Annotated in this window: 28 protein-coding genes; 19 read left to right on the plus strand and 9 right to left on the minus strand. The window is 56.3% G+C overall.

Going from position 1 to position 20,260, the window contains the following annotated elements; translation table 11 throughout:
* Positions 1-39 precede the first annotated feature (39 nt).
* The 3 genes from KGP25_RS11065 to KGP25_RS11075 form a co-directional block, all read right to left on the minus strand.
* Entirely contained in the window at positions 40-654 is a 615-nt protein-coding gene (locus tag KGP25_RS11065) for a TetR/AcrR family transcriptional regulator (RefSeq protein WP_045910456.1), read from the minus strand.
* 308 nt (positions 655-962) lie between these two features.
* Positions 963-1,277 (minus strand): PTS cellobiose transporter subunit IIB, encoded by a 315-nt coding sequence (locus KGP25_RS11070; RefSeq protein ID WP_045910457.1) that lies wholly within the window; start codon positions 1,275-1,277, stop codon positions 963-965.
* Positions 1,278-1,360: 83 nt separating this feature from the next.
* Positions 1,361-2,272 carry a LysR family transcriptional regulator gene (locus KGP25_RS11075; RefSeq protein ID WP_223540436.1) on the minus strand — a complete coding sequence of 304 codons (912 nt, stop codon included), beginning with the start codon at positions 2,270-2,272 and terminating at the stop codon, positions 1,361-1,363.
* Between the two features lie 99 nt (positions 2,273-2,371).
* Between KGP25_RS11075 and KGP25_RS11080 the strand changes: the two genes are divergently transcribed.
* From KGP25_RS11080 to KGP25_RS11090, 3 genes are all read left to right on the plus strand, one after another.
* On the plus strand, positions 2,372-3,487 hold the full coding sequence (locus KGP25_RS11080; protein WP_223540437.1) for an alkene reductase: 1,116 nt from the start codon (positions 2,372-2,374) through the stop codon (positions 3,485-3,487).
* On the plus strand, positions 3,484-4,203 hold the full coding sequence (locus KGP25_RS11085) for an SDR family oxidoreductase (protein WP_048030601.1): 720 nt from the start codon (positions 3,484-3,486) through the stop codon (positions 4,201-4,203). The genes KGP25_RS11080 and KGP25_RS11085 overlap by 4 nt, the downstream gene beginning before the upstream one ends.
* Before the next feature lie 65 nt (positions 4,204-4,268).
* Positions 4,269-4,808 carry an ester cyclase gene (locus tag KGP25_RS11090; RefSeq protein WP_048030600.1) on the plus strand — a complete coding sequence of 180 codons (540 nt, stop codon included), beginning with the start codon at positions 4,269-4,271 and terminating at the stop codon, positions 4,806-4,808.
* Between the two features lie 39 nt (positions 4,809-4,847).
* Here KGP25_RS11090 and KGP25_RS11095 read toward each other — a convergent pair whose 3' ends face one another.
* Positions 4,848-5,315, minus strand: coding sequence for a nuclear transport factor 2 family protein (locus KGP25_RS11095; RefSeq protein ID WP_032674724.1), 468 nt, complete (start codon positions 5,313-5,315; stop codon positions 4,848-4,850).
* 104 nt (positions 5,316-5,419) lie between these two features.
* Here KGP25_RS11095 and KGP25_RS11100 point away from each other — a divergent pair, with 104 nt between their 5' ends.
* From KGP25_RS11100 to KGP25_RS11110, 3 genes are all read left to right on the plus strand, one after another.
* Entirely contained in the window at positions 5,420-6,004 is a 585-nt protein-coding gene (locus KGP25_RS11100) for a TetR/AcrR family transcriptional regulator (protein ID WP_223540438.1), read from the plus strand.
* Between the two features lie 81 nt (positions 6,005-6,085).
* Complete coding sequence (locus KGP25_RS11105) at positions 6,086-7,093, plus strand: AraC family transcriptional regulator (RefSeq protein WP_223540439.1); 1,008 nt, start codon at positions 6,086-6,088, stop codon at positions 7,091-7,093.
* Between the two features lie 116 nt (positions 7,094-7,209).
* A complete protein-coding gene (locus KGP25_RS11110) occupies positions 7,210-8,040 on the plus strand; it encodes an oxidoreductase (RefSeq protein WP_223540440.1) in 831 nt (276 codons plus the stop codon).
* Positions 8,041-8,085: 45 nt separating this feature from the next.
* On the opposite strand, the gene KGP25_RS11115 is transcribed toward KGP25_RS11110, so the two are convergent.
* Positions 8,086-8,643 (minus strand): histidine phosphatase family protein, encoded by a 558-nt coding sequence (locus KGP25_RS11115; RefSeq protein WP_223540441.1) that lies wholly within the window; start codon positions 8,641-8,643, stop codon positions 8,086-8,088.
* A 172-nt stretch (positions 8,644-8,815) separates the two neighbouring features.
* Here KGP25_RS11115 and KGP25_RS11120 point away from each other — a divergent pair, with 172 nt between their 5' ends.
* The 4 genes from KGP25_RS11120 to KGP25_RS11135 are packed head-to-tail and all read left to right on the plus strand — an operon-like array spanning position 8,816 to position 10,806.
* Positions 8,816-9,211, plus strand: a complete 396-nt coding sequence (locus KGP25_RS11120) for a DoxX family protein (RefSeq protein WP_223540442.1) — start codon at positions 8,816-8,818, stop codon at positions 9,209-9,211.
* Positions 9,208-9,840, plus strand: coding sequence for a TetR/AcrR family transcriptional regulator (locus KGP25_RS11125; RefSeq protein WP_021241367.1), 633 nt, complete (start codon positions 9,208-9,210; stop codon positions 9,838-9,840). Before KGP25_RS11120 ends, KGP25_RS11125 begins: the two co-directional genes overlap by 4 nt.
* 30 nt (positions 9,841-9,870) lie before the next feature.
* Positions 9,871-10,275, plus strand: a complete 405-nt coding sequence (locus KGP25_RS11130) for a VOC family protein (protein WP_223540443.1) — start codon at positions 9,871-9,873, stop codon at positions 10,273-10,275.
* Between the two features lie 18 nt (positions 10,276-10,293).
* Positions 10,294-10,806 carry a GNAT family N-acetyltransferase gene (locus KGP25_RS11135; protein WP_223540444.1) on the plus strand — a complete coding sequence of 171 codons (513 nt, stop codon included), beginning with the start codon at positions 10,294-10,296 and terminating at the stop codon, positions 10,804-10,806.
* Here KGP25_RS11135 and KGP25_RS11140 read toward each other — a convergent pair.
* Both KGP25_RS11140 and KGP25_RS11145 read right to left on the minus strand, forming a co-directional pair.
* Positions 10,787-11,575 (minus strand): hypothetical protein, encoded by a 789-nt coding sequence (locus KGP25_RS11140; protein ID WP_045910465.1) that lies wholly within the window; start codon positions 11,573-11,575, stop codon positions 10,787-10,789. The two genes, KGP25_RS11135 and KGP25_RS11140, sit on opposite strands and share 20 nt — an antisense overlap.
* 1 nt (position 11,576) lies before the next feature.
* On the minus strand, positions 11,577-11,774 hold the full coding sequence (locus KGP25_RS11145) for a hypothetical protein (protein WP_008502331.1): 198 nt from the start codon (positions 11,772-11,774) through the stop codon (positions 11,577-11,579).
* A gap of 261 nt (positions 11,775-12,035) precedes the next feature.
* Between KGP25_RS11145 and KGP25_RS11150 the strand changes: the two genes are divergently transcribed.
* Genes KGP25_RS11150 through KGP25_RS11185 form a run of 8 tightly spaced genes read left to right on the plus strand, consistent with a single transcriptional unit; the run spans position 12,036 to position 17,907 of the window.
* Positions 12,036-12,470, plus strand: a complete 435-nt coding sequence (locus KGP25_RS11150) for a nuclear transport factor 2 family protein (RefSeq protein ID WP_045910466.1) — start codon at positions 12,036-12,038, stop codon at positions 12,468-12,470.
* The gene (locus KGP25_RS11155) at positions 12,467-13,186 is read left to right on the plus strand and encodes an SDR family NAD(P)-dependent oxidoreductase (protein WP_223540445.1); all 720 of its coding nucleotides are present in this window, start codon (positions 12,467-12,469) and stop codon (positions 13,184-13,186) included. Before KGP25_RS11150 ends, KGP25_RS11155 begins: the two co-directional genes overlap by 4 nt.
* Entirely contained in the window at positions 13,183-14,442 is a 1,260-nt protein-coding gene (locus KGP25_RS11160; RefSeq protein ID WP_223540446.1) for an FAD-dependent oxidoreductase, read from the plus strand. The genes KGP25_RS11155 and KGP25_RS11160 overlap by 4 nt, the downstream gene beginning before the upstream one ends.
* Before the next feature lies 1 nt (position 14,443).
* Positions 14,444-15,166: a DUF1365 domain-containing protein gene (locus KGP25_RS11165; RefSeq protein WP_223540447.1), complete on the plus strand. Its 723-nt coding sequence runs from the start codon at positions 14,444-14,446 to the stop codon at positions 15,164-15,166.
* Positions 15,163-16,383, plus strand: a complete 1,221-nt coding sequence (locus KGP25_RS11170) for a cyclopropane-fatty-acyl-phospholipid synthase family protein (RefSeq protein ID WP_167210493.1) — start codon at positions 15,163-15,165, stop codon at positions 16,381-16,383. Before KGP25_RS11165 ends, KGP25_RS11170 begins: the two co-directional genes overlap by 4 nt.
* Positions 16,380-16,865 (plus strand): DUF2878 domain-containing protein, encoded by a 486-nt coding sequence (locus KGP25_RS11175; protein WP_024908367.1) that lies wholly within the window; start codon positions 16,380-16,382, stop codon positions 16,863-16,865. The genes KGP25_RS11170 and KGP25_RS11175 overlap by 4 nt, the downstream gene beginning before the upstream one ends.
* Positions 16,862-17,383: a hypothetical protein gene (locus KGP25_RS11180; protein ID WP_223540448.1), complete on the plus strand. Its 522-nt coding sequence runs from the start codon at positions 16,862-16,864 to the stop codon at positions 17,381-17,383. Before KGP25_RS11175 ends, KGP25_RS11180 begins: the two co-directional genes overlap by 4 nt.
* Positions 17,380-17,907 carry a DUF3833 domain-containing protein gene (locus KGP25_RS11185; RefSeq protein WP_223540449.1) on the plus strand — a complete coding sequence of 176 codons (528 nt, stop codon included), beginning with the start codon at positions 17,380-17,382 and terminating at the stop codon, positions 17,905-17,907. The genes KGP25_RS11180 and KGP25_RS11185 overlap by 4 nt, the downstream gene beginning before the upstream one ends.
* Positions 17,908-18,330: 423 nt before the next feature.
* Here KGP25_RS11185 and KGP25_RS11190 read toward each other — a convergent pair whose 3' ends face one another.
* Both KGP25_RS11190 and KGP25_RS11195 read right to left on the minus strand, forming a co-directional pair.
* Positions 18,331-18,789, minus strand: coding sequence for a DMT family transporter (locus tag KGP25_RS11190; RefSeq protein ID WP_045910474.1), 459 nt, complete (start codon positions 18,787-18,789; stop codon positions 18,331-18,333).
* Between the two features lie 3 nt (positions 18,790-18,792).
* Complete coding sequence (locus KGP25_RS11195; protein ID WP_045910475.1) at positions 18,793-19,227, minus strand: DMT family transporter; 435 nt, start codon at positions 19,225-19,227, stop codon at positions 18,793-18,795.
* Between the two features lie 95 nt (positions 19,228-19,322).
* Here KGP25_RS11195 and KGP25_RS11200 point away from each other — a divergent pair, with 95 nt between their 5' ends.
* On the plus strand, positions 19,323-20,255 hold the full coding sequence (locus tag KGP25_RS11200) for a LysR family transcriptional regulator (protein ID WP_223540450.1): 933 nt from the start codon (positions 19,323-19,325) through the stop codon (positions 20,253-20,255).
* Positions 20,256-20,260: the final 5 nt, after the last annotated feature.

A 20,260-nucleotide genomic window follows, 5' to 3' on the forward strand; every position in this document is an offset into this window, starting at 1 on the left:
ATTCTCTGACTAGTGACCAATAATGTCAATGGTCACAAATTAGGGGGCCAGGCTTCTTAATATCAGTGAGGAGAGAAGCACCGCGGCAGCGGGGGCCATTTCAAGGTTGTACTGCAGCTGAACGGGGTTGATAAAAGGACACATCACCATGTGGATGGCCTGAGTGACCTCATCCAGCGGCGTTTTTCTTTCAAACTCTCCGGCCTGCCTGCCTTCAATAATGATGCTCTCAATCAGCTTCATCAGGCTTTCAGCATACCGTTCTGTCGACGGCCACTGCTCGCGCGCGGCGACGGCGGCGATGTCGTAAAGCTTGCGATCGTGGAAAAACAGCTCGCTTCCTGCCTCGGTAAGCGCTTTGAAGAGCCGGCGTAATTTTTCGCTTGCTGACGGTGCACCCTCAAGGGCGGAAAGCACTGCCGCCATGATCAGCTCCAGGCGGTTAGCGCAGATCACCTCGCCGATAGCCTGCTTGGAATCGAAGAACTTATAAATGTAGGACTTTGAAAAACCGATCGATTTCGCCAGCTCGGCGACGGTGGTTTTTTCATAGCCGTAGTGACCGAAGTGCTCAAAAGCCGCTTCGACGATTTGCTCTCTGACAGAATGGTCAAGTGGACCACGTATTGATGGGGCGTTCATAGTTTTAGTCATTATGTAAGCTTAGCGTGACAGGCGACGATTAACAACGAGTGACCATTTCGTGCTTTGGTTACCGTCATTGATCATGAGCCCTTCAGATGGGACGATCAACCCGGTGGGGTAAGTGTATCACTGTTTTTCACGCACGAAGGCATCTATCTGCCGACGATAAGCGAGGGTTTCAGCGCAGTTCCCTTGCGCTGAACAAAGACGTTTTTTGCTTAAGCCGAGAGTGGACGCAATATGATCAGAATGTCCGAGGAAACCGTGTTTTGATCGGCGGGTGAGAGGAGGCCGCAGAACCGATGCGGCCTTATATTTCAGGCAGCCAGTTCAGGCATCTGTTCCTTTACGAAATCCAATACCTTCCTCGCGTCCAGAGAGGCATAGGGAAGACTCTCAACGATGGCGAGTGAACGCGTATTACCCACCGTTTCTTTTATTTCATCGAGTTTGTACTGAATGTGCGGTGCGATGAGAAACCCATCGAAGGCGGGAGCGACGCTGGCGAAGTTATCCAGCCCTACAGCGCTAATCATCAGCGGATAGCCTTCGCGTTCTGCCAGAGACTGCATCTTTTTGGCGAGGGAGTTTGCGGTATTACCAAACAAACAACATATCAGAAGCTTTTTCATGTTTTGTTCCTCCTGAAAACCGCTCTCAGGGTAGTCCTGAGGGGGGCACCGAAATGGGCGCTGTCTCTTATTTTGGCGACAAATTAATTTTCTTTTAGCCAGTCGAGAAAAAACTGGCTGAACGCTGTAACCTGAAGCGGCTGCAGCTTGCGCTGCGGATAAACAAACTGCAGCCCGACATCTTTGCGATCGTATCGGCTAAAGCCGGTGAAGCTGTCGGCAAACAGCACCGTGAGTCTTCCGGCCTCAACGTCGTCTTTGACGTCCCACCACGATTTCCCCGCGATGCCGGCCCCGCTGAGCGCCCACTGACGAAGCACTGCCCCGTCGTCGCACACCATGGCGGGCTCGACGCGCACAATGTTTTCCTCTCCCTCTTTTTCAAAACGCCATTCGTTCATCACCACGCCCTGAGACTCCAGCGCCAGGCACCGGTGTCGGGCTAAATCTGCAAACGTGGCGGGGATGCCGTGGTCGTTAAGATACGCCCCGGAGGCAACCAGCACCCGATGGTTCGGGCGGATGTTTCTGACGACAAGGCTGCTGTCCGGCAGGTTACCGAAACGCACGCTCATATCCAGCCGGTTAGCAACCAGATCCTCAACGTGTTCTTTTAGCGAGATGTAAAATTTTACGGCAGGATGGCGTCGGGAAAATTCAATCACGGCAGGGCTGAGATACTGTCTGCCAAAGTCCGAGGGAGAGGAAAGGCGAATGTTGCCGCTGAGCACGCCCTCTTTTTGCGTCAGCAGCGACTCGGCGTGATGCACCTCTTCCAGCACGCGCAGCGCGGCGTGGTAAAACTCTTCGCCTGCGCGGGTCAGGGTGAGGGATCGCGTGGAGCGATGAAACAGCCGCGTCTGGTAACGCTCCTCAATCGCCTTCAGCCTGGCCGTCATGGTGGCAGGGGAAAGCGACAGGCGTCGTCCGGCGGCGGAAAGACTTCCGGCCCTGGCGACTTCCACCAGTAAGGCCATGTCTTCGAGTTTACCCATTATTCATTTTTTCCGAAAAGTGCATCTATTTTTAGCGTAATTATCAAAATCAGATGCCGACTGTAAAGTGATTTCATCCAAACCATAAGGGATGAAAACATGAAACCTACCTCACTCTTTGAACGTTACAGGCTGGGTCAGTTAGAGCTGAAAAATCGTATCGTCATGGCACCGATGACCCGCGCGCGCTCCCTTCAGCCGGGCAACATTCCCTCCGCGCTGATGGCCGAGTATTACCGGCAGCGGGCCAGCGCGGGGTTAATCATCACCGAAGCCACGCAGATCTCGCCTCAGGGTCAGGGATACTCCTGGACGCCCGGCATCCATTCGCCGGAGCAGGTTTCAGGATGGCAGCTCACGACGGGGGCCGTGCATCAGGCGGGCGGCGTCATTTTTTCTCAGCTCTGGCACGTTGGGCGAATGTCGCACGCCAGTTTTCACCCGGACGGTCAGCCCGTCGCCCCGTCTGCCCTTGCGCCAGACGCGCAGGTGTGGGTGGTGAATGAGCGTGGGGAAGGCCAGATGGTTGACTGCCCGCAGCCGAGAACGCTCTCACGCAAGGACATTCAGAACATCGTCGCGGACTATCGCCAGGCCGCTTTGAATGCCGTCCAGGCCGGGTTTGATGGCGTGGAGATCCACGGCGGAAACGGCTATCTGATTGACCAGTTCCTGCGCCAAACCTCCAACAAACGCACGGACGAGTACGGCGGTACGGTGGCTAACCGGATCCGCTTCGCCCAGGAAGTGTTAAGCGCGATTGCCGAGGCGATTGGTCACGAACGTACGGGCATCCGTCTTTCGCCGTTTATTACCCAGCGCGGGATGAACGACCCGCAGGTCTCTGAAGCCATACTCGCGCTTGCGGCCTGGTGCGAACAAAAGGGGATTGCGTTCATCCACCTGGCGGAAGCCGACTGGGACGACGCGCCGCAGATACCCGAGCGTTTCCGTCAATCCCTTCGCGAGACCTTCAGCGGAACGCTGATCGTCGCGGGCAACTATGACCTTGCCAAAGCCGAAGAAATTCTGGCGGCGGGCTATGCCGATTTGATTGCCTTCGGACGACCGTTTATTGCCAACCCGGATTTGCCTCACCGGCTGGCGCACCGCTTGCCGCTGGCCCAGGTGCGCGACCCCGCCACGCTGTTTGGCGGGACCGCCACGGGATATACCGATTACCCAACGTACACCCTGGAGGAGGAAACGTTATGACCCGTAAAACCTTAATTATCGGCGGCGCTTCCGGCATCGGTTTCGCCGTGGGCACCCTGCTTGCCGGGCGCGGCGAGGAGATTATTCTTGCGGGACGCGACAGCGCGAAACTGGACGCTGCACGTCAACGACTGAGCGCTCATGCCGCGTCTGTTAGCACTCTCGTGCTCGATATCAGCCGTGAGGCAGAGCTTGTTGCGCTCAGTGAAACGCTGGGCGAGGTCAATAATATTGTCGTCACGGCGGGTTCAAAGGCGCCGGGCGGGCTGCTTTCCGGACTGGATCTCCGTGCGGCAAGACATGCCTTTGATACAAAATTCTGGGGAAGCCTCAATGTCGCCCGCTATCTCAGCGGGAACATCGCTCCCCGCGGTACGCTGACCTTCACCAGCGGCTTTGTGGCGCGCCGCACCGTGGCGGGCGCCATCGTAAAAACCACGATGAATGCCGCCATTGAGGCCGCGACAAAAGTGCTGGCGAAGGAGCTTTCCCCGCTGCGCGTCAACGTCGTGAGTCCGGGGCTGACCGACACGGAAGCGTATGCGGGGATGGACGCCGCCGCGCGGGAAAAAATGCTCGCCGGCGCGGCGGAAACCCTGCCAGCCAAAGCCTGGGGAAGGGCGGAGGACATCGCGCAAGGATATCTTTTCGCCATGGACAATCCCTTTGTCACGGGGTCGGTCATTGATATTGAGGGCGGGGCGTTAATTAACTGAACCCCCACCGGTTTGAACCGCAGGAAATCGTCTGCGGGTAACGTAATACTCTGTTGAGAGACATCATGAAATATACGACGTGTTTTCGTCCCGCTATCGCGGCGCTTATTCTTGCCGGTCTGTCCGGCACCACATTTTCGGCGCAGCTGGAATGGCTTCAGCCGAAACAGCTTATTGTTGATAAGAGCTTGCCCCAGGCGCAATTAAGGGCGAATGAAGCCGTTGCCAGAGAATATGCAACGTTCTGGAATACGGGAGAAGAATCCCTGGCGCGTGATGCGCTGGCGGTGAATTTCATCGATAAAACGCCCCCGGAAGGTCGTAAGCAGGGGCCTGAAGGCGCTATTTTAGCCTCGCGTGCGTTTCGCACGGCCGTGCCCGATTTGCGCTGCGACGTTGAGCAGATGATTATTTCAGGCACTCGCGTGGTTTCGCATTTGCATTTTTACGGCACATTCACCGGGACATTCGGCAAGCTGAAAGGAAAAGGGCAGAAAATAGATTTCATCGCTACGGATATTTATGAAGTCCGCGACGGTAAAATTGCGGCAAACTGGCATATTGAGGACAACCTGACGCTGATGAAACAGCTGGGCGCACTCTAAACCCATCACTCCGGGGCGCCCCGGAGTGATGCAAAAATCCTATAAGCCCAGATCGCTTAGCGACGGGTGATCGTCCGGACGTCTGCCCAGCGGCCAGTGGAACAGTCGCTCGGATTCTTTTATCGGCATATCGTTTACGCAGGCAAAACGACGCTTCATCAAGCCGTCCGGGGCGAATTCCCAGTTTTCGTTGCCGTACGAGCGGAACCAGTTGCCTGAATCATCATGCCATTCATAGGCATAGCGGACCGCGATGCGGTTATCCGTAAAGGCCCACAGCTCTTTAATCAGACGATAATCCAGCTCTTTTTTCCATTTCCGCTCCAGAAACGCCCGGGCCTCTTCACGGTTGGTGGCGAACTCTGCGCGGTTGCGCCATTGGGTATCCAGCGTATAGGCCAGCGCGACTTTCGCCGGGTCGCGACTGTTCCAGCCATCTTCTGCCAGCCTGACTTTTTCGATGGCGCTTTCACGGGTGAAGGGCGGTAAAGGAGGACGTGTGTTCATGGCGGTTACCTCAGTGTGATTTTATGTAGACAGGTCTGTCTACTTGGGGTAATCTATGCCTGAAAAATAACGCTGTCAACACCCTTTTTGAGGCTGTCGAAAAAATGAAAACCGAACACGCAGGCAACGAAACAAAAATTAGCGTCCGGGATAAAATATTACTCACGGCGCACGATCTGTTTTATTCCACGGGCTTCAGGGCGACGGGGGTTGATACGCTGATTAAAGAGGCGAAAGTGACGAAGGTGACGTTTTATCGCCATTTTCCGAGCAAAAGTTTACTTATTCTCGCCTATTTGCACTATCGGCATGAAATATGGATTAACTGGTTTGAATCCACGCTGCGCCGACATCTCGATGAAGGCGAAATACCTGCTGATGCGATTTCTGCAACGCTCTGTGAATGGTTTATTTCGCCGGAGTTCCACGGCTGCGCGTTTATTAATGCCAGCGCCGAAGCCAAATCCGAAGATATTGAAAGTGAAATAAAAGCGATATGCCGCGATCATAAAATCGAAACAAAGAATATTATTGCGTCGCTGACGACCATCGCGGATGAGCGCGTCGTCAATGAAATCATGCTGCTCATTGACGGCGCCATTATTCATGCGCAGATGGGCATGGAGACGGATGAGGTCATCACGTCGTTGAAGAGGGCATTAGAAGCAGCGTTTTTAGGAAGCAAATAATATTTACACCTGCGACGACTGACAAACGCCAGCAACACAACAACACTAAGCGTTGAATAACCTTCACACCGGAATAAGCAAATGGCCTATAACCGTACTTTCGCTCTCGATATAAGCTGGAAAACGCTGCTGAAAGACGCGGGGCTTGAGCCAGAACGCATTCTCCGCAGGGCAGGATTACCTGACGATCTCTTTTTACAAAAAGCGCGGGGACTCGATACGAATGAATACATTCGCTTCTGGAACGCGCTGGAGGCTGAAACGAACGATCCTGCCTTTCCCGTCCCGCTCATTGAGTTGATCTCTGCGGATGTGTTTGATCCGCCCCTTTTTGCCGCACTGTGTAGCAGCAATATGATGCAGGCTGTCCAGCGTCTGGCCAGATATAAACAGCTTATTGCTCCCATGGTTCTGGAGACAACGGTCGACCAAAACGGCAACCTTACCGTCTCACCGCGCTGGCTTTTTGCGACAACTATTCCGCCGTTTCTCCAGGTGGCAGAGTTGGGCTTCCTGCTCAAGCTTCTGCGACTGGGAACGCGCGAACCGGTTAACCCCTTACGGATCTGCGTTTCTGCGCTACCGTCATCGGTTCAGAACAGCCACTTTTCGCGTTTCTTTGGTACTGACGTGCAATACGGAGAACAGCCCGCCATCAGCTTTTCCGCAGCCGATGCGCTTCGACCCTTTTTAACGGTCAATGAGGGAATGTGGCAGGTATTTGAACCGGAACTGCAGCGTCGTCTCGGTCAGTTAAATGAACGGGCTTCAACCGCCGAGCGCGTACGAGCGGTACTCCTGGAGCTAGTTCCCGGTAACGAAGCGACTATTGAAAAAGCGGCTGAGCGTCTGGGGATGAGCAAACGCACGCTGCAGCGAAGGCTTGAGCAGGAAGGGGAAAACTTTCGCAACCTTGTCAACGCGTGTCGAGAACACCTGGCCCGTCATTATTTTCGCAATACGCGTCTTTCCGGGTATGAGATCGCGTTTTTGCTGGGTTTCGAAGATCCTAACTCATTCTATCGCGCATTTATGACCTGGACGGGCCAGACTCCTGAAGCGGCCAGGACAGCCATGCGTCTTGAGTAAACACGTGCGTATTTATCGCTCTGATGGCGCAGTTTGCGAGTCAAATGGCGCGATACGCTAGTTAACATGAGGTCAAAGGAGAGCAAACTAGCCACAGTCTACTCACCGAGGTATCTATGTTTACTCAGGACAAAAAAACTGCGCTGGTCACCGGTGCATCGTCAGGTATGGGCAAAGCCATCGCCCGTCGTCTTATTCAGGATGGCTATCAGGTTTACGCTGCTGCCCGTAGCGTTGAGAAAATGCACGATCTCGCCCAGCTTGGCGCGTACCCTCTGCGGATGGATATCTCACGTGATGAAGACATTGTGGTTGCCGTGAATACCATCATGTCGCAGACAGGTGGGGTTGACGTGCTGGTCAACAACGCGGGTTTTGGGCTCTATGGACCGGTAGAAGAGATCGGTATTGATGAAGCTCGCTATCAGTTTGAGGTTAACGTGTTTGGTGCGGCCCGCCTTACGCAACTGCTGATCCCGGCCATGCGCGCCAGACGCAGCGGTTACATTATTAATATCACCTCTATGGGGGGTAAGATTTACACCCTTCTGGGAGCCTGGTATCACGCAACGAAACATGCGCTTGAGGGATGGTCTGACTGTCTGCGTCTTGAAGTGGCAGAATTTGGCATTAAGGTTGTGATTGTTGAACCGGGTTTAATCGAGACAGGCTTTGGTGATGTGGTCAGCGGCAATATAGTTAAACGCTCAGCAAATGGCCCTTACGCTCGCCTCGTGGAGAAGGTGGCTAAATCGGTCAAAAATGCATACGGGAATGGCAGAGGCAGCGACCCGAAGGTGATTGCGGACGTGGTTGCCAGCGCCGTTAAAAGCCCTCATCCGCGTACACGTTATGCAGCCGGCAAGAATGCAAAGATGCTCATCCGCATGCGTCTCTGGTTGGGAGACCGTCTGTTCGATCGCGTTATCCTTGGCCAGACGCTATGACCCAAGCGCCGAGGATGAAAAAATCCTCGGTGTCAGTATGTGCCCTTACACAAGGCTGTAAACCCCCGCGCCCCAGTAACCGGTTACCGGGGAAGTCTGTTCTTTCCAGCCTGATGCGATCAGTTCCTTCGCAATAAACCGATTGATCATTCCGTGCCCCATGAGCAAGACGGGGCCGTCAGAGTCCTTCGCGACATTCACCAGGATTTCTGCCGCCTTAACGGCACGTTCTTTTGCGGCGCTTACGCGCTCTGACTCGCCAGACAGGCCGCAGAGCCAAAGAACGCGAAACAGCGCTGTCCAGTAAAAAGGCGATAGCCGTAACCCCGGAATACGGAACACCGGCAGCTCTGCTTCCCGAAAAACCTCATCGATTAAGCCCGGTTCACACCCCAGCGATTTCAATGATGAAAGGGCTCGCGGGAGAGGGCTGCTGAGAAACGTCAGCGCGCGGCACGCGAGGATTTGAGCCATCTCCGAAGGTCTGTCGCGGCCCGTTGAAGAGCGGTTATAGCTGTCGATCCATCCCACCATTTCCCTGTACGACACCTTTCCCGCGCCCCTGTATTCGGGTTCGCCGTGGCGCATCAAAATAATTTCCATATGTCTTCATCGCTCACCATCCATTCACCAGAGGCAGACTAGCGCGTTCTCACACTGATTTTCACCCACCCGTTTTGGTGTGTCAGGGCGTTGATCGCACTTATCAGACTTGTCGGTCTTTTAATTAATAAGTAGACTCACCAGTCTTTTAAATGATCAAAGAGATAATTCAGTGTCAAAAATCACGTCATCTATCACAACACTCTGTCTTTCAAGAATTTTACTGACCTTTTTCTTCTGGATGGCAGGCTTTTACGGGTTGTTCAACTTTGGAGAGATTGTGCTGGAAATGGTGGACGTGGGTCTCTCCTGGCCCGTCTTATTCGCGACAGGCACCATTCTCTGTCAGCTTGTAGGCTCTGCTCTGGTGATTTCGAATTTTGCGGGCTACGGATGGATTGGATCGGCAATGCTGATTGTGTTTACATTACTCACCATTCCGGTGGGGCATCCATTCTGGAAATTTAGCGAGCCCCAGCGCACCCAGGAGTTTCATATCGCGCTTGAACACATAACCGTTATCGGGGGGCTCATGATGAGCATGCTTTTGTCAGGTCGTAAACGATGAGAGAAAAGGTTCGGCAGAAAGGCCGCCCAAAAGATCCGTCAAAGGAGCAGGCGATACTGCAGGCCGCAAGAAGCCTGTTTCTCGAGAAAGGCCTCGATGTCACGACGGAAGAAATTGCCCGCGTTGCCGGGGTGGCAAAAGCCACGCTTTATGCCAATTTCGCGGATAAAGATCTGCTTGTTGAGGCCGTACTCCGTAAGGAATCGGATCTGACCATCAGTGACAGTGATTTTTCCGAGCGGCATCATCTGTCGTTGACCGAGGTCTTAACCGCGTTTGGCAACCGTTTTGTCCGCTTCATCAACCAGCGCGAGCTGACGGGCTGGGACCGCTTAATTGCCTCCGCCGCTATTCGTCATCCGGAGTTACCCGCGCGTTTTTATGCGGCAGGTCCCGGCAGGGCGCAGCAGATGCTGGAGACAATTATCGGTGAAGCCGTTGAAAAGGGCTTACTGATCGCGTGCTCCCCGCGCGAAGCAGCTGACGACCTGGCCGGGTTGTGGCTCGGGATGACAAGCCTTGAGATAAAGCTTGGCGCCAGAAAAAGCTTATCTGATGAAGAAATTGCTCGTCGGGTTACGCATGCGATCGCTGTTTTTATGTGCGCGTATTCAGTGGAAAAGCGCTGAGCATAACCATTTAGAGTAAAGGTAACGGAAATGAGAACACAGAAACGATGCCTCGGCTGCGTGGCTATTGTGGTTGATGACTACGATCGTGCCATTGAATACTACACCGACAAGCTGGGGTTTACCCTTGTAGAGGATACGCCCCAACCGGGAAAACGCTGGGTAGTCGTCTCGCCCAACCCGGAAAGCGACTGCAATATTTTGCTGGCTCGTGCGTCTAACGAGAGGCAGGAAGGTTTTATCGGTAATCAATGCGGTGGCCGAGTTTTCCTGTTCCTTCAGACGGATGATTTTTGGCGCGATTACCATGCCATGAAAGCAAAAAGCGTTCATTTTTGTGAAGAACCTCGTGAGGAAGAGTACGGTATGGTGGTGGTGTTTGAAGATATTTACGGCAACCGCTGGGACCTCTATCAACATGCCCAACGCGGGTGATGACCAGGGATACCTTCCATGACTCTTCGAATTCGACAGGCCAGCGGGGCCGATTCTGCGCTCTTAAGTGAACTTGGATACCGCATATACCCCGCCCATTTTCAGCATCTGTGGGTATCCGACGCCGAGATGAAGGCCTTTCTGGACGGCGAGTACGCCGTTTCGGTACTTGAACAGAGCCTGAAAGATAACGCTGTTTCCTGGTATGTTGCAGAGACCGATCGGCCAGTGGGATTCATGAAAGTGACCTGGGACGCCATGCTTCCAGAAACGGACAAGAGGGGCGTTCTCCTCAACAAGCTCTACCTCGATCCTGCCGAGACCGGCAAGAACTATGGTCAGGACATGTTCAATAAAATTATCGACATGGCCCGGAGCAGGGGAAAGGACTATCTCTGGCTGGAAGTGCTTGAGCAGAACGGAGGAGCGTACCGGTTCTACCAGAAGCAGGGCATGCTCTGCATTAAGAACGTCCTTTTTGAAACAGCCTCACAGCAGAGCATACTCAGAATTATGGGGATGTCTCTTTAGGGCCAGGGCTCTCATCCCGCTGTGCCAGCGACAGCGCGCTGGCGCTGGCGGGATCGAACAGCGAGATGCTCTCAATTTGATTGAGTAAAATCACCTTGCGGAATGACATGGCGCTGCGGGGTTCCGAGTCGAGCGTAATGTCATGCTCGGCGTACCACCGGCTGTAATTATTCTCGATGCGCAGGTTCATCGTCTTCTCGTCCCGGTACCCGCTCAACATCGGGATCAGCACGATATTGGCCGTTTTTTCATATTCCAGCGTCGCGGTGTGGATCATACCCACGTATATCCGCCTCGAGCGGAGCGTGACCTGCGCCAGCTCGCCTTGCTCCATACATTGATAGAGCAGTTGCTCGATCCCGCTCGCCTGCGCAAGCCGTTTGTAGAGCTTTTTCCGACTCTCGCCATCCAGCCTGGCGCTGCCTGCCCAGTTAGACCGGTAGAGACAAAACAGGATGGCAAACGCCAGCATTACCACCACCGGCGCCTGAATGCCTAAAAAACTCCAGTTCATAAAGTCGATTTGCCAGTCGGTGTATTTCGGTGAGGCAAAATGGAAAGCGTTGTTGGCGGCGGAAAGGCTAAGCAGCAGCAGCCAGAGCAACCCCGTGGCAATCACCCCCTGCAGAACGAAAATACAGCCGTAAAGCGCAACGAGAAAATAGACATCCCAGCCGAAGGAACGCTTGATTTTAAAGCGGGTCGACAGGTCGCGGCTGGTGTACCAGTACCCGCAGACCATCAGCACCATAAATATCGCCGTTCCCATATCAGGCCCTCTTCAGCGCGTTAACGTGACGCAGAAAGTCCTGCCGCACCTCGTTGCTCTTGTAGTTCACCGAGGCGTTCCCGTCCTGGTCGATGATGATGCGGTCGCCATCTTCCACGGCTTCAATAATTTCCTGCTGACTCATCACCTGCAGTAAGGATTCCGGGCTTGAGAATAGGGAGAGAAAGAAACGTTTCATGTCAGGCATCCTTATGAATAAAAAGGATAAGCCTGGAAGATGACCGCTGAATTTGCCTTAAGGATAACCTGAAAGTGAGTGAAAGCCGGGTGGCGGCTATGCCTTACCCGGCCTACAAAACCTTCAAATGAATGAGCTTTCAACCTATTGATATTTTTGAGTAATAAAAAATAAATTCGCACAAACTTGGACAAATAACGTTAATTGTGTAAGTTTTAATTATGCGATTACGCCACGTTGTTTACAGCCAGGATGTGACCCATGAGCACTTTGCCCTCTGTCGTGAGTCGGTTTGTCGAGTACTACGCCGCACTGGATAGCCAGCCGCCGTCCGCGCTGGCGGGGCTTTATCATTCGAATGCCACGCTTATCGACCCCTTCGGTGAGCACAACGGTATTTTTGCGCTTCAGCGCTATTTCACCCATCTGCTGGCCAACGTCGAGAACTGCCGTTTTTCTATCGATCCGCCGCTGTGCAGCGGGAACCGATTTGTTGTCACCTGGGTGATGCACTGGTCGCATCCGCGCATTGCCGGAGGCGAACCGCTCGATCTGCCGGGGTGCTCGGTGGTGGAGACGGAAAACGATCTCATCACGCGCCAGCGGGACTACTACGATGCGGGAGAGATGATCTACGAACATCTTCCTCTGCTGGGCTGGGCGGTTCGCGGCGTGAAGCGGAGGGTGAAATCATGAAGACGGTGTTGATTACCGGCGCAAGCTCGGGGATTGGCGCCGGGCTGGCGAAATCCTTCTCTGCTGACGGCTACCATGTGATTGCCTGCGGGCGCGATCCGGCGCGTCTGGAAGCGCTGCATCAGATCTGCCCCAATCTCACCGTGCGCCTGTTCGATATGACGGACAGGAACGCCTGTCGCCAGGCGCTGACCGGCAGCTACGCCGACCTGATTATTCTCTGCGCGGGTACCTGCGAATACCTCGACGGTGGCGTGGTGGATGCGGCGCTGGTGGAGCGGGTCATGAACACCAATTTCCTCGGGCCGGTGAACTGCCTTGAGGCGCTACAATCGCAGCTGGTTGCCGGTAACCGTGTGGTGCTGGTGAGCTCAATGGCCCACTGGCTGCCTTTCCCCCGCGCAGAGGCCTACGGCGCGTCCAAAGCGGCGCTGAGCTGGTTTGCCGAGAGTTTGCGCCTGGACTGGGAGCCAAAAGGGATTGCCATCACGGTTGTCTCTCCGGGCTTTGTCGATACGCCCCTGACGCAAAAAAACGATTTTGCCATGCCGGGCAGGGTGACCGTCGACGAGGCGGTCAAGGCGATCCGTATCGGACTGGCGGCAGGGAAAATGCACATCGCGTTTCCGTCCGGGTTTGGCTTCATTTTGCGGCTGCTCTCCGGGCTGCCTGCGTTTCTTCAGCGCACGCTGCTGCGCAGGATGGTGCGTTCATGAACATTGCGATTATCGGCAGCGGCATTGCCGGGCTGACCTGCGCCTGGCGGCTGGCCGGACACCATCAGGTGACCCTGTTTGAAGCGGGATCCACGCCGGGCGGCCACACCGCAACGGTTGACGTGACGACGCCACAGGGTACATACGCGATCGATACCGGGTTTATCGTCTACAACGACCGTACCTACCCGCGCTTTATGGGTCTGCTCAGCGAGCTGGGCATCAGCGGGCAAAAAACGCAGATGAGCTTTTCGGTGCACGACCCCGCGACGGGGTTTGAGTACAACGGCCACACGCTGACATCGCTGTTTGCCCAGCGTCGAAACCTGGTGAATCCGGCATTCTGGCGGCTGCTGGGCGAGATTGTACGCTTTAACCGCCTGGCAAAACAGGCGCTGGACGAGGAAGTGGATCCGAACGCCACGCTGCAGACGTTTCTGGACCAGCACGGCTTCACGCCGTTTTTTGCGCGCCACTACATTCTGCCGATGGGGGCCGCCATCTGGTCATCGTCGCTGCAGGAGATGACGCGCTTCCCGCTGCCGCTCTTTTTACGTTTCTTCCAAAACCACGGTCTGCTGGATATCACCCATCGCCCGCAGTGGTACGTGGTGCCGGGCGGCTCGCGGGAGTATATCCGCGCGATGCTGGACAAATTGGGCGATCGGCTGACGCTGCATCTCAATACGCCGGTTCAGCGGGTGAGCCGCCACGAGCGCGGGGTCACGCTCCAGCTCGAAAACGGCAGCCATACCTTCGATCAGGTGATATTTGCTAGCCACTCCGCTCAGGCGCTGGCCATGCTTGACGACCCGACCACCGCAGAGCGCGAGGTGCTGGGCGATATCGGCTGGCAGCGCAACGAGGTTGTGTTGCACAGCGACCCGCGCTGGCTGCCGGTGCGGCCGCGCGCCTGGGCCAGCTGGAACTACCGCCTGAGCGAGCAGGCGCAGGCCAGCGCCTGTGTCACCTACAACATGAATATCCTGCAGGGGCTGCCTGCGGGCAGCCCGCTGTTCTGCGTCACCCTGAACCCGGACGCGGCGGTGGATGAGCGCTTCGTTCTGCAACGCTTCGTTTATGAGCATCCGCTGTTTAACCCGCAAAGCTGGCGGGCGCAGGCGCGGCGCGGCGAGATCAACGGCCACCGGCGGAGCTGGTTCTGCGGAGCCTACTGGTACAACGGTTTTCATGAGGACGGGGTGCGCAGCGCGCTGGACGTGGTCAATGCGATAGCGGCCGGGGAGAGGAACTGAGATGAACAGCTGCCTTTACCACGGCGTATTACGCCACCGCCGCCTGCAGCCGAAAACCCATGAATTTCGCTACAGCGTGTTTATGGCTTGGCTGGATCTCGATGAGCTGCCGCAGCTCGCGTCCGTCGGCGTGCGGCGCAATCGCTTTGCTGCCGCCTCTTTCCATGACGCGGACTATCCGCTCGGCACGCCGCTTAAAGAGAACGTGCTAAGCAGGCTGGAGAGCCTGACCGGGGAACGTCCGGACGGGCGGGTGATGCTCCTGACGCAGCTGCGCTATTTCGGGTTCCATTTCAATCCGGTCAACTTTTACTACTGCTATGACGGAAAGGGTACCCTGCGCTGGCTGCTGGCGGAGGTCCGCAACACGCCGTGGAACGAGCGGCATTATTACGCGGTCGACGGGCAACATGCCCAGCCGACGGAAAAAGCGTTTCACGTTTCCCCCTTCAACCCGATGGACATGATCTACCACTGGCGCTTCAACGACCCGGATAACACGCTGCATATGCACATTGAAAATCATCAGGAGGCGAAGGTGTTCGACGCCACGCTGGCGCTGCGCCGGGAGCCTCTGACGCGCCCCGCGCTGCGTTCGCTTTTGGTGCGCATCCCGCTCATGACCCTGAAAACTGTTTTCGCCATTTACTGGCAGGCGCTGCGCCTGTGGCTCAAGCGCGTGCCGCTGTATAACCATCCCGTCAGCAGGAGTGAACGCTCATGACCGATCCCGTCTTTGCGTTAGAACCCGATATCCCGCGCAACGTGCGCCTTGCGCGCTGGCTGCTTTTTCGTCTGTTAAGCGGTATCCGCGGTGGCTCGCTCACGCTGCGAGAGGGGGCGCAGACCTTTCATTTTGGTGAGTCAGCCTCCGCGCTGCATGCCGACGTACAGATCCTGACGCCCGGCGTCTACTGGCGCGTCTTAACGGGCGGGAGCCTTGCCGCGGCAGAAGCCTGGATGGACGGCGAATGGGAAACTACGCACCTTACGCCGCTACTGGAACTTCTGGCGCTCAACGGCGAGGTGCTTGGCCGTCTGGAAAACGGGTTCCGTCTGTTCGGCAGGCCGCTGGAGCGGCTACGCCACTGGACGCGACGAAACTCCCGCGCGCAGGCGCGTGAAAATATTGCCGCCCATTACGATCTGGGTAACACCTTCTATGCCCATTTTCTGGATAAGGAGCTGCTCTATTCCAGCGCCTTGTTTACAGAGGACGAGCAGGATCTCACGGCGGCCCAGCAGGCCAAAATGGCGCGTCTGTGCGAACAGCTGGCGCTGAAACCGGGCGATCATCTGCTGGAAATTGGCACTGGCTGGGGAGCGATGGCGGAATACGCGGCCCGTCATTATGGCTGTCGGGTGACCACCACCACACTATCGCAGGAGCAATACGTCTGGGCGACCGAACGAATTGCCCGCGCCGGACTGCAGGAGCGGGTCGAGGTGCTGCTCTGCGACTATCGCGACCTCACCGGGCAGTATGACAAGCTGGTCTCGATAGAGATGATTGAAGCTGTCGGGCAGCGCTATCTGCCCACGTTCTTCCGTACCTGCCAGGCGCGGCTGCGCCCGGGAGGACGCATGGCGATTCAGGCCATCACCATTCAGGACCAGCGCTATCGCGACTACAGCAAAAGCGTCGATTTTATCCAGCGCTACATTTTCCCCGGCGGTTTTCTGCCGAGCATCACCGCGATGAACGATCTGATGACGCGCCACACCGATTTCGTGGTGCGCAATCTGTTCGACATGGGGCCGGACTACGCCCGCACGCTGGCGCACTGGCGACAGCGCTTTGTCCACGCCTGGCAGGAGATTGAAAAGCTCGGCTTTGATGAGCGGTTTCGTCGCATGTGGCTGTACTACTTTGGCTACTGCGAAGCCGGGTTTAACGCCCGCACCATCAGTGTGGTGCAGCTGACCGCCGAGCGCGTATGAAACGATATCTTCAGGTCTTTCTGCTGGCCGTCGCGTTCGATCTTTACTGGGCGCTGGTGGTGCTCTTTCGCGAAAAGGGCCTGATTATCTGGCTCGCGCTGGCGATCCTGGCGTGCCTGCTCTTGCCGTCTGTATACCGTTTTTACGCCATCGGGCTGGCCGCGGCAGGCAGTTTGCTGGATACGCTCTGGGCGCTGACGGGACTGATAGCCTTCACGGGCGACTCCCTGATGCCGCTATGGATGGTGGCATTGTGGCTGATGTTCGCCACCGTCTGGACGCAGCTTACGCGCACCACCACGTTGCCCGGCTGGCTGCTGACCCTGCTGGCCGCCGTGGGTGGCCCGGTGGCGTATCTGATTGGCGAGCGGCTGGATGCCATCACATTTCTGGAGCCGACTTTTATCGTCGTCAGCTGGATGGCGCCGGGTTGGCTGGTGTTGATGCTGTTTTTCCACCTGATGATGGGGAGACAAAAATGAGAGCTGCGATTTTGCTGCTTTGGCTGATCGCGATGCCTGCGGCCCAGGCCGCCGACTGGCTGGCGTGGCGTAAGGTGGGCGATGCCACGCTCACCTGGGGGCCGTTCACCGTCTACACCTCCCAGCTGCGTACGCCGGACGGGCGTTACGGTCGGGAGAACCAGGATCAGGCGCTGATAATTACCTATGCGCGCGACATCGATCGCGATGAGCTGGTCGAGGCGACCCGCGACCAGTGGCAGGCGCAGGGGATCCTGGCGCAGGAACCGCAAAGCGAAGCCTGGCTGCGGATGCTCCGGTCGCTGTGGCCCGATGTTCGACCGGGCTCACAGCTGGCGTTTGTCCTTAATGACCAGCAGGGGCAGTTCTGGTACCGCGATCCGACCCTTCAGAAAACCTTTATTCCCCTGGGACCACGCCAGTCAGAAGCGTTCAGTACCCGTTTTCTGGCCATCTGGCTGGCTCCCCGTACGCAATATCCTGAGCTGCGTCAGCAGTTAATCGGAGGCCAAAAATGAAACGTTTCCTGATGATGGTGCTGGCATTAACGATGCTGCTGGCGGGCTGTAGCACGGAGGTGACCGAATACCGCCACCAGCAGCCGCGGCTGGATATCTTCCACTTCTTCCAGGGCAAAACCGAAGCGTGGGGGATGGTGCAGGATCGCAGCGGCAAGCAGATCCGACGTTTTCACGTTGAGATTACCGGGGACGTTATCGGCGATACGCTGACCCTGAACGAGCACTTCGTTTACGACGACGGCGAGAAGCAACAGCGAGTCTGGCATATCCGGCGCCTGGGGAACGATCGCTACGAGGGCACGGCGGGGGATATCGAAGGGGTTGCGACTGGGCAGGCCGCAGGCAACGCCTTCAACTGGCATTACAGCATGAACGTGAAGGCCAACGGCTGTACCTGGCTACTGAACTTTGACGACTGGATGTACCTGCAGGATGAGAACCATCTGTTTAATAAAACCGAGATGAAGAAACTGGGCGTCACCGTCGCCACGGTGACGCTGTTCTTTACCCGTAAAGAGTGATGATACGAGCAGTGAACAATCCCCTCGCCCCTATGGGGAGAGGGTTAGGGTGAGGGGAACATACGGCTAAGGTGGTATTTCCGTTCACTTTATGTTCCTTGCTACTCTGTAACGACATGACCGGTGAACGTGCCAGGGTGGCTCAGTCGCCACCACCCTGGCGACCCGGGCTCCCGGCGGTAAATCGCCGCTTCGCGGTACCCTCAGCTTATTCCTTCAGGCTATCGGGTCGGGCATGAGCCTGCATCCCTGCAGGCCACGCCCTCTCGGCGCATCCCTGCGCCTCGCCCCGGCCTTACGGAAACGCTTCGGCGATTTACAGCCGGACCAGGGCATGGCTGCAAGTAATTGCTTCACTTTAAAAAAACTTAATCGCTTTCGGTAAAAATTTTCTGGGGAGCCCTCAGTCCGAAAGATGCGATCTCATGTCCTGTCGGTGCGGGTTTTACTACCCGAGTAAATAAAGACAAGCGCAATCCCCAGGCAGACTACCGCCCCCAGACGACTCGGCGAGAACGAAATGGCGGGATTACCCAGCCAGCCAAAGTGATCAATCAACATGCTCATGGCGAGCTGGCCAAAGATCACCGCCACCGTGGCGACGGCGGTACCGATGCGCTGCACCGCCACGACCATAATCACAATATAAGGCACGCCAAACATTGCCCCGAGAAGCTGCCATTTCGGCACGTCCAGCAGGCTGACGGCCTGCTTAGGCTCAAAGAAGAAAATCAGCAGGGCGGTCACCAGCGCGCCGACGGAGAAGGTCAGAAACGCGCTTTTAAATACCCCCACGCTGCTGCCGAGCTGGCCGTTAATGGCGGCCTGAATGCTTAGCGTTGCGCCGCCGCAGACGGCCAGAAGAATCATAATCAGTGTCATACGCTACCCCTGTGCGACCAGAACCAGTGCCGCAATAATGAACCCCAGTGCAATAATGCGCTTTGCGTTTATCTTCCTGTGCGGCGAACCCAGCAGACCATAATGATCAATGATCAGGCTTTTAAAGACCTGGCCGGCCAGAATGCCAATCATGGTCATGGCGATGCCGATGGTGGGTGTCGCCACGGTCAGGATGACCACGTATACCGGACCGAGCACGCCGCCGAGCAGCTGCCAGCCGGGCTGTGCGAAAAACGACGGGCTGTTGCGCGGGCTGAAAAACAGCATCAGCAGAAATGTTAGCGCGGCGCCGACGCCAAAAATGCTGAACGTCGCCCATAAATCCCCGACCTTTCCCCCCAGTGGTCCCAGCAGTCCCGCCTCGACGGAGAGGCCCATCCCGCCAGCAATCACCAGTAAAATCAAAACAAACTGCATTCTTCTTCCTCCGTTTTCAGGCGAAGAAGATTACGTGGGTTGTTCAATGAGAAAAATGCCATAATGCAGTAAACACCTTTGCGGGAAATGCATTAATGGTTGACGCCAGCAACATCAACATCCGCGCGCTTCTGATCTTTATCGACGTGTATGAAGCGCAGAACTTCTCCGTCGTGGCGCGGCGGCAGGGGATATCGGCCTCGCAGATATCGCGCGTGATCCACCAGCTTGAGGATGCGCTCGGGCAGCAGCTTTTCTATCGCAATACGCGGGCCGTCATTCCCACGGAAAGCGGTCATCTGTTTATCCGTTACGCCCGGTCAATGGCGGAAAACCTGGAAGAGGCGCGCCGGGAGCTGGACGCGCGTGCGCTGGAACCGTCCGGTGCGATCCGCATTAACGGACCGGTGTTTTTCGGCCAGAAGCATATAGCTCCAGGACTTCCCGGCCTGTCGGAACGCTATCCCCGCCTGAACGTAGAGCTGACGTTGACCGATGATTTTATTGACCCCCACCGGGATGCGGCAGACCTTATCTTCCGCATTGGCGTACTGACGGACTCCTCGTTTCGGGCGCGGGTGTTCGGGCAGCAGGTGTATCATCTGGCCGCGTCGCCAGATTACGTGCGTAGACACGGTGCACCTGAAGGGCCGGACGATCTGAATCGCCATCACTGTCTTGTCTATCGCGGATCGTCAGGGCCTAATCGCTGGCTGTTGCGCAGGGCGGGCGAGGCGTGGATACACTATCCCGTGACGCCATTGATGACCTCGAATAATGCGGAAGCGCTGCTGGCTGCGGCGCGGGGCGGGATGGGGATTGTGCTGTTTCCGGACTGGCTGGTGAGCGAGCCGCTCCAGCGCGGTGAGCTGATTCCGCTCCTGCCCGCGCTGGAGTGTGCCATCAATACGGAACAGCAGGCGATCGCGGCGATCTACCCCGATGCCCGACATCCGCCCCTGAACGTCAGGGCGGTCATTGATTATTACGTCGAGCGTTTTGGTACGCCGCTTTACTGGCAAAGGTAAGGGGA

The sequence above is a fragment of the Enterobacter sp. JBIWA003 genome (assembly GCF_019968825.1).
Lineage (GTDB): Bacteria > Pseudomonadota > Gammaproteobacteria > Enterobacterales > Enterobacteriaceae > Enterobacter > Enterobacter quasiroggenkampii.

What these genes read in the sequence shown, in the direction of transcription:
- KGP25_RS11110 (WP_223540440.1), top strand. Translation starts at nt 7,210, where the DNA reads ATGTTTACTCAGGACAAAAAAACTGCGCTGGTCACCGGTGCATCGTCA.
- KGP25_RS11070 (WP_045910457.1), bottom strand. Translation starts at nt 1,277, where the DNA reads ATGAAAAAGCTTCTGATATGTTGTTTGTTTGGTAATACCGCAAACTCC.
- KGP25_RS11075 (WP_223540436.1), bottom strand. Translation starts at nt 2,272, where the DNA reads ATGGGTAAACTCGAAGACATGGCCTTACTGGTGGAAGTCGCCAGGGCC.
- KGP25_RS11085 (WP_048030601.1), top strand. Translation starts at nt 3,484, where the DNA reads ATGACCCGTAAAACCTTAATTATCGGCGGCGCTTCCGGCATCGGTTTC.
- KGP25_RS11155 (WP_223540445.1), top strand. Translation starts at nt 12,467, where the DNA reads ATGAAGACGGTGTTGATTACCGGCGCAAGCTCGGGGATTGGCGCCGGG.
- KGP25_RS11135 (WP_223540444.1), top strand. Translation starts at nt 10,294, where the DNA reads ATGACTCTTCGAATTCGACAGGCCAGCGGGGCCGATTCTGCGCTCTTA.
- KGP25_RS11090 (WP_048030600.1), top strand. Translation starts at nt 4,269, where the DNA reads ATGAAATATACGACGTGTTTTCGTCCCGCTATCGCGGCGCTTATTCTT.
- KGP25_RS11065 (WP_045910456.1), bottom strand. Translation starts at nt 654, where the DNA reads ATGACTAAAACTATGAACGCCCCATCAATACGTGGTCCACTTGACCAT.
- KGP25_RS11185 (WP_223540449.1), top strand. Translation starts at nt 17,380, where the DNA reads ATGAAACGTTTCCTGATGATGGTGCTGGCATTAACGATGCTGCTGGCG.
- KGP25_RS11190 (WP_045910474.1), bottom strand. Translation starts at nt 18,789, where the DNA reads ATGACACTGATTATGATTCTTCTGGCCGTCTGCGGCGGCGCAACGCTA.
- KGP25_RS11105 (WP_223540439.1), top strand. Translation starts at nt 6,086, where the DNA reads ATGGCCTATAACCGTACTTTCGCTCTCGATATAAGCTGGAAAACGCTG.
- KGP25_RS11150 (WP_045910466.1), top strand. Translation starts at nt 12,036, where the DNA reads ATGAGCACTTTGCCCTCTGTCGTGAGTCGGTTTGTCGAGTACTACGCC.
- KGP25_RS11095 (WP_032674724.1), bottom strand. Translation starts at nt 5,315, where the DNA reads ATGAACACACGTCCTCCTTTACCGCCCTTCACCCGTGAAAGCGCCATC.
- KGP25_RS11125 (WP_021241367.1), top strand. Translation starts at nt 9,208, where the DNA reads ATGAGAGAAAAGGTTCGGCAGAAAGGCCGCCCAAAAGATCCGTCAAAG.
- KGP25_RS11200 (WP_223540450.1), top strand. Translation starts at nt 19,323, where the DNA reads ATGGTTGACGCCAGCAACATCAACATCCGCGCGCTTCTGATCTTTATC.
- KGP25_RS11115 (WP_223540441.1), bottom strand. Translation starts at nt 8,643, where the DNA reads ATGGAAATTATTTTGATGCGCCACGGCGAACCCGAATACAGGGGCGCG.
- KGP25_RS11140 (WP_045910465.1), bottom strand. Translation starts at nt 11,575, where the DNA reads ATGGGAACGGCGATATTTATGGTGCTGATGGTCTGCGGGTACTGGTAC.
- KGP25_RS11195 (WP_045910475.1), bottom strand. Translation starts at nt 19,227, where the DNA reads ATGCAGTTTGTTTTGATTTTACTGGTGATTGCTGGCGGGATGGGCCTC.
- KGP25_RS11145 (WP_008502331.1), bottom strand. Translation starts at nt 11,774, where the DNA reads ATGAAACGTTTCTTTCTCTCCCTATTCTCAAGCCCGGAATCCTTACTG.
- KGP25_RS11130 (WP_223540443.1), top strand. Translation starts at nt 9,871, where the DNA reads ATGAGAACACAGAAACGATGCCTCGGCTGCGTGGCTATTGTGGTTGAT.
- KGP25_RS11180 (WP_223540448.1), top strand. Translation starts at nt 16,862, where the DNA reads ATGAGAGCTGCGATTTTGCTGCTTTGGCTGATCGCGATGCCTGCGGCC.
- KGP25_RS11160 (WP_223540446.1), top strand. Translation starts at nt 13,183, where the DNA reads ATGAACATTGCGATTATCGGCAGCGGCATTGCCGGGCTGACCTGCGCC.
- KGP25_RS11175 (WP_024908367.1), top strand. Translation starts at nt 16,380, where the DNA reads ATGAAACGATATCTTCAGGTCTTTCTGCTGGCCGTCGCGTTCGATCTT.
- KGP25_RS11100 (WP_223540438.1), top strand. Translation starts at nt 5,420, where the DNA reads ATGAAAACCGAACACGCAGGCAACGAAACAAAAATTAGCGTCCGGGAT.
- KGP25_RS11080 (WP_223540437.1), top strand. Translation starts at nt 2,372, where the DNA reads ATGAAACCTACCTCACTCTTTGAACGTTACAGGCTGGGTCAGTTAGAG.
- KGP25_RS11170 (WP_167210493.1), top strand. Translation starts at nt 15,163, where the DNA reads ATGACCGATCCCGTCTTTGCGTTAGAACCCGATATCCCGCGCAACGTG.
- KGP25_RS11165 (WP_223540447.1), top strand. Translation starts at nt 14,444, where the DNA reads ATGAACAGCTGCCTTTACCACGGCGTATTACGCCACCGCCGCCTGCAG.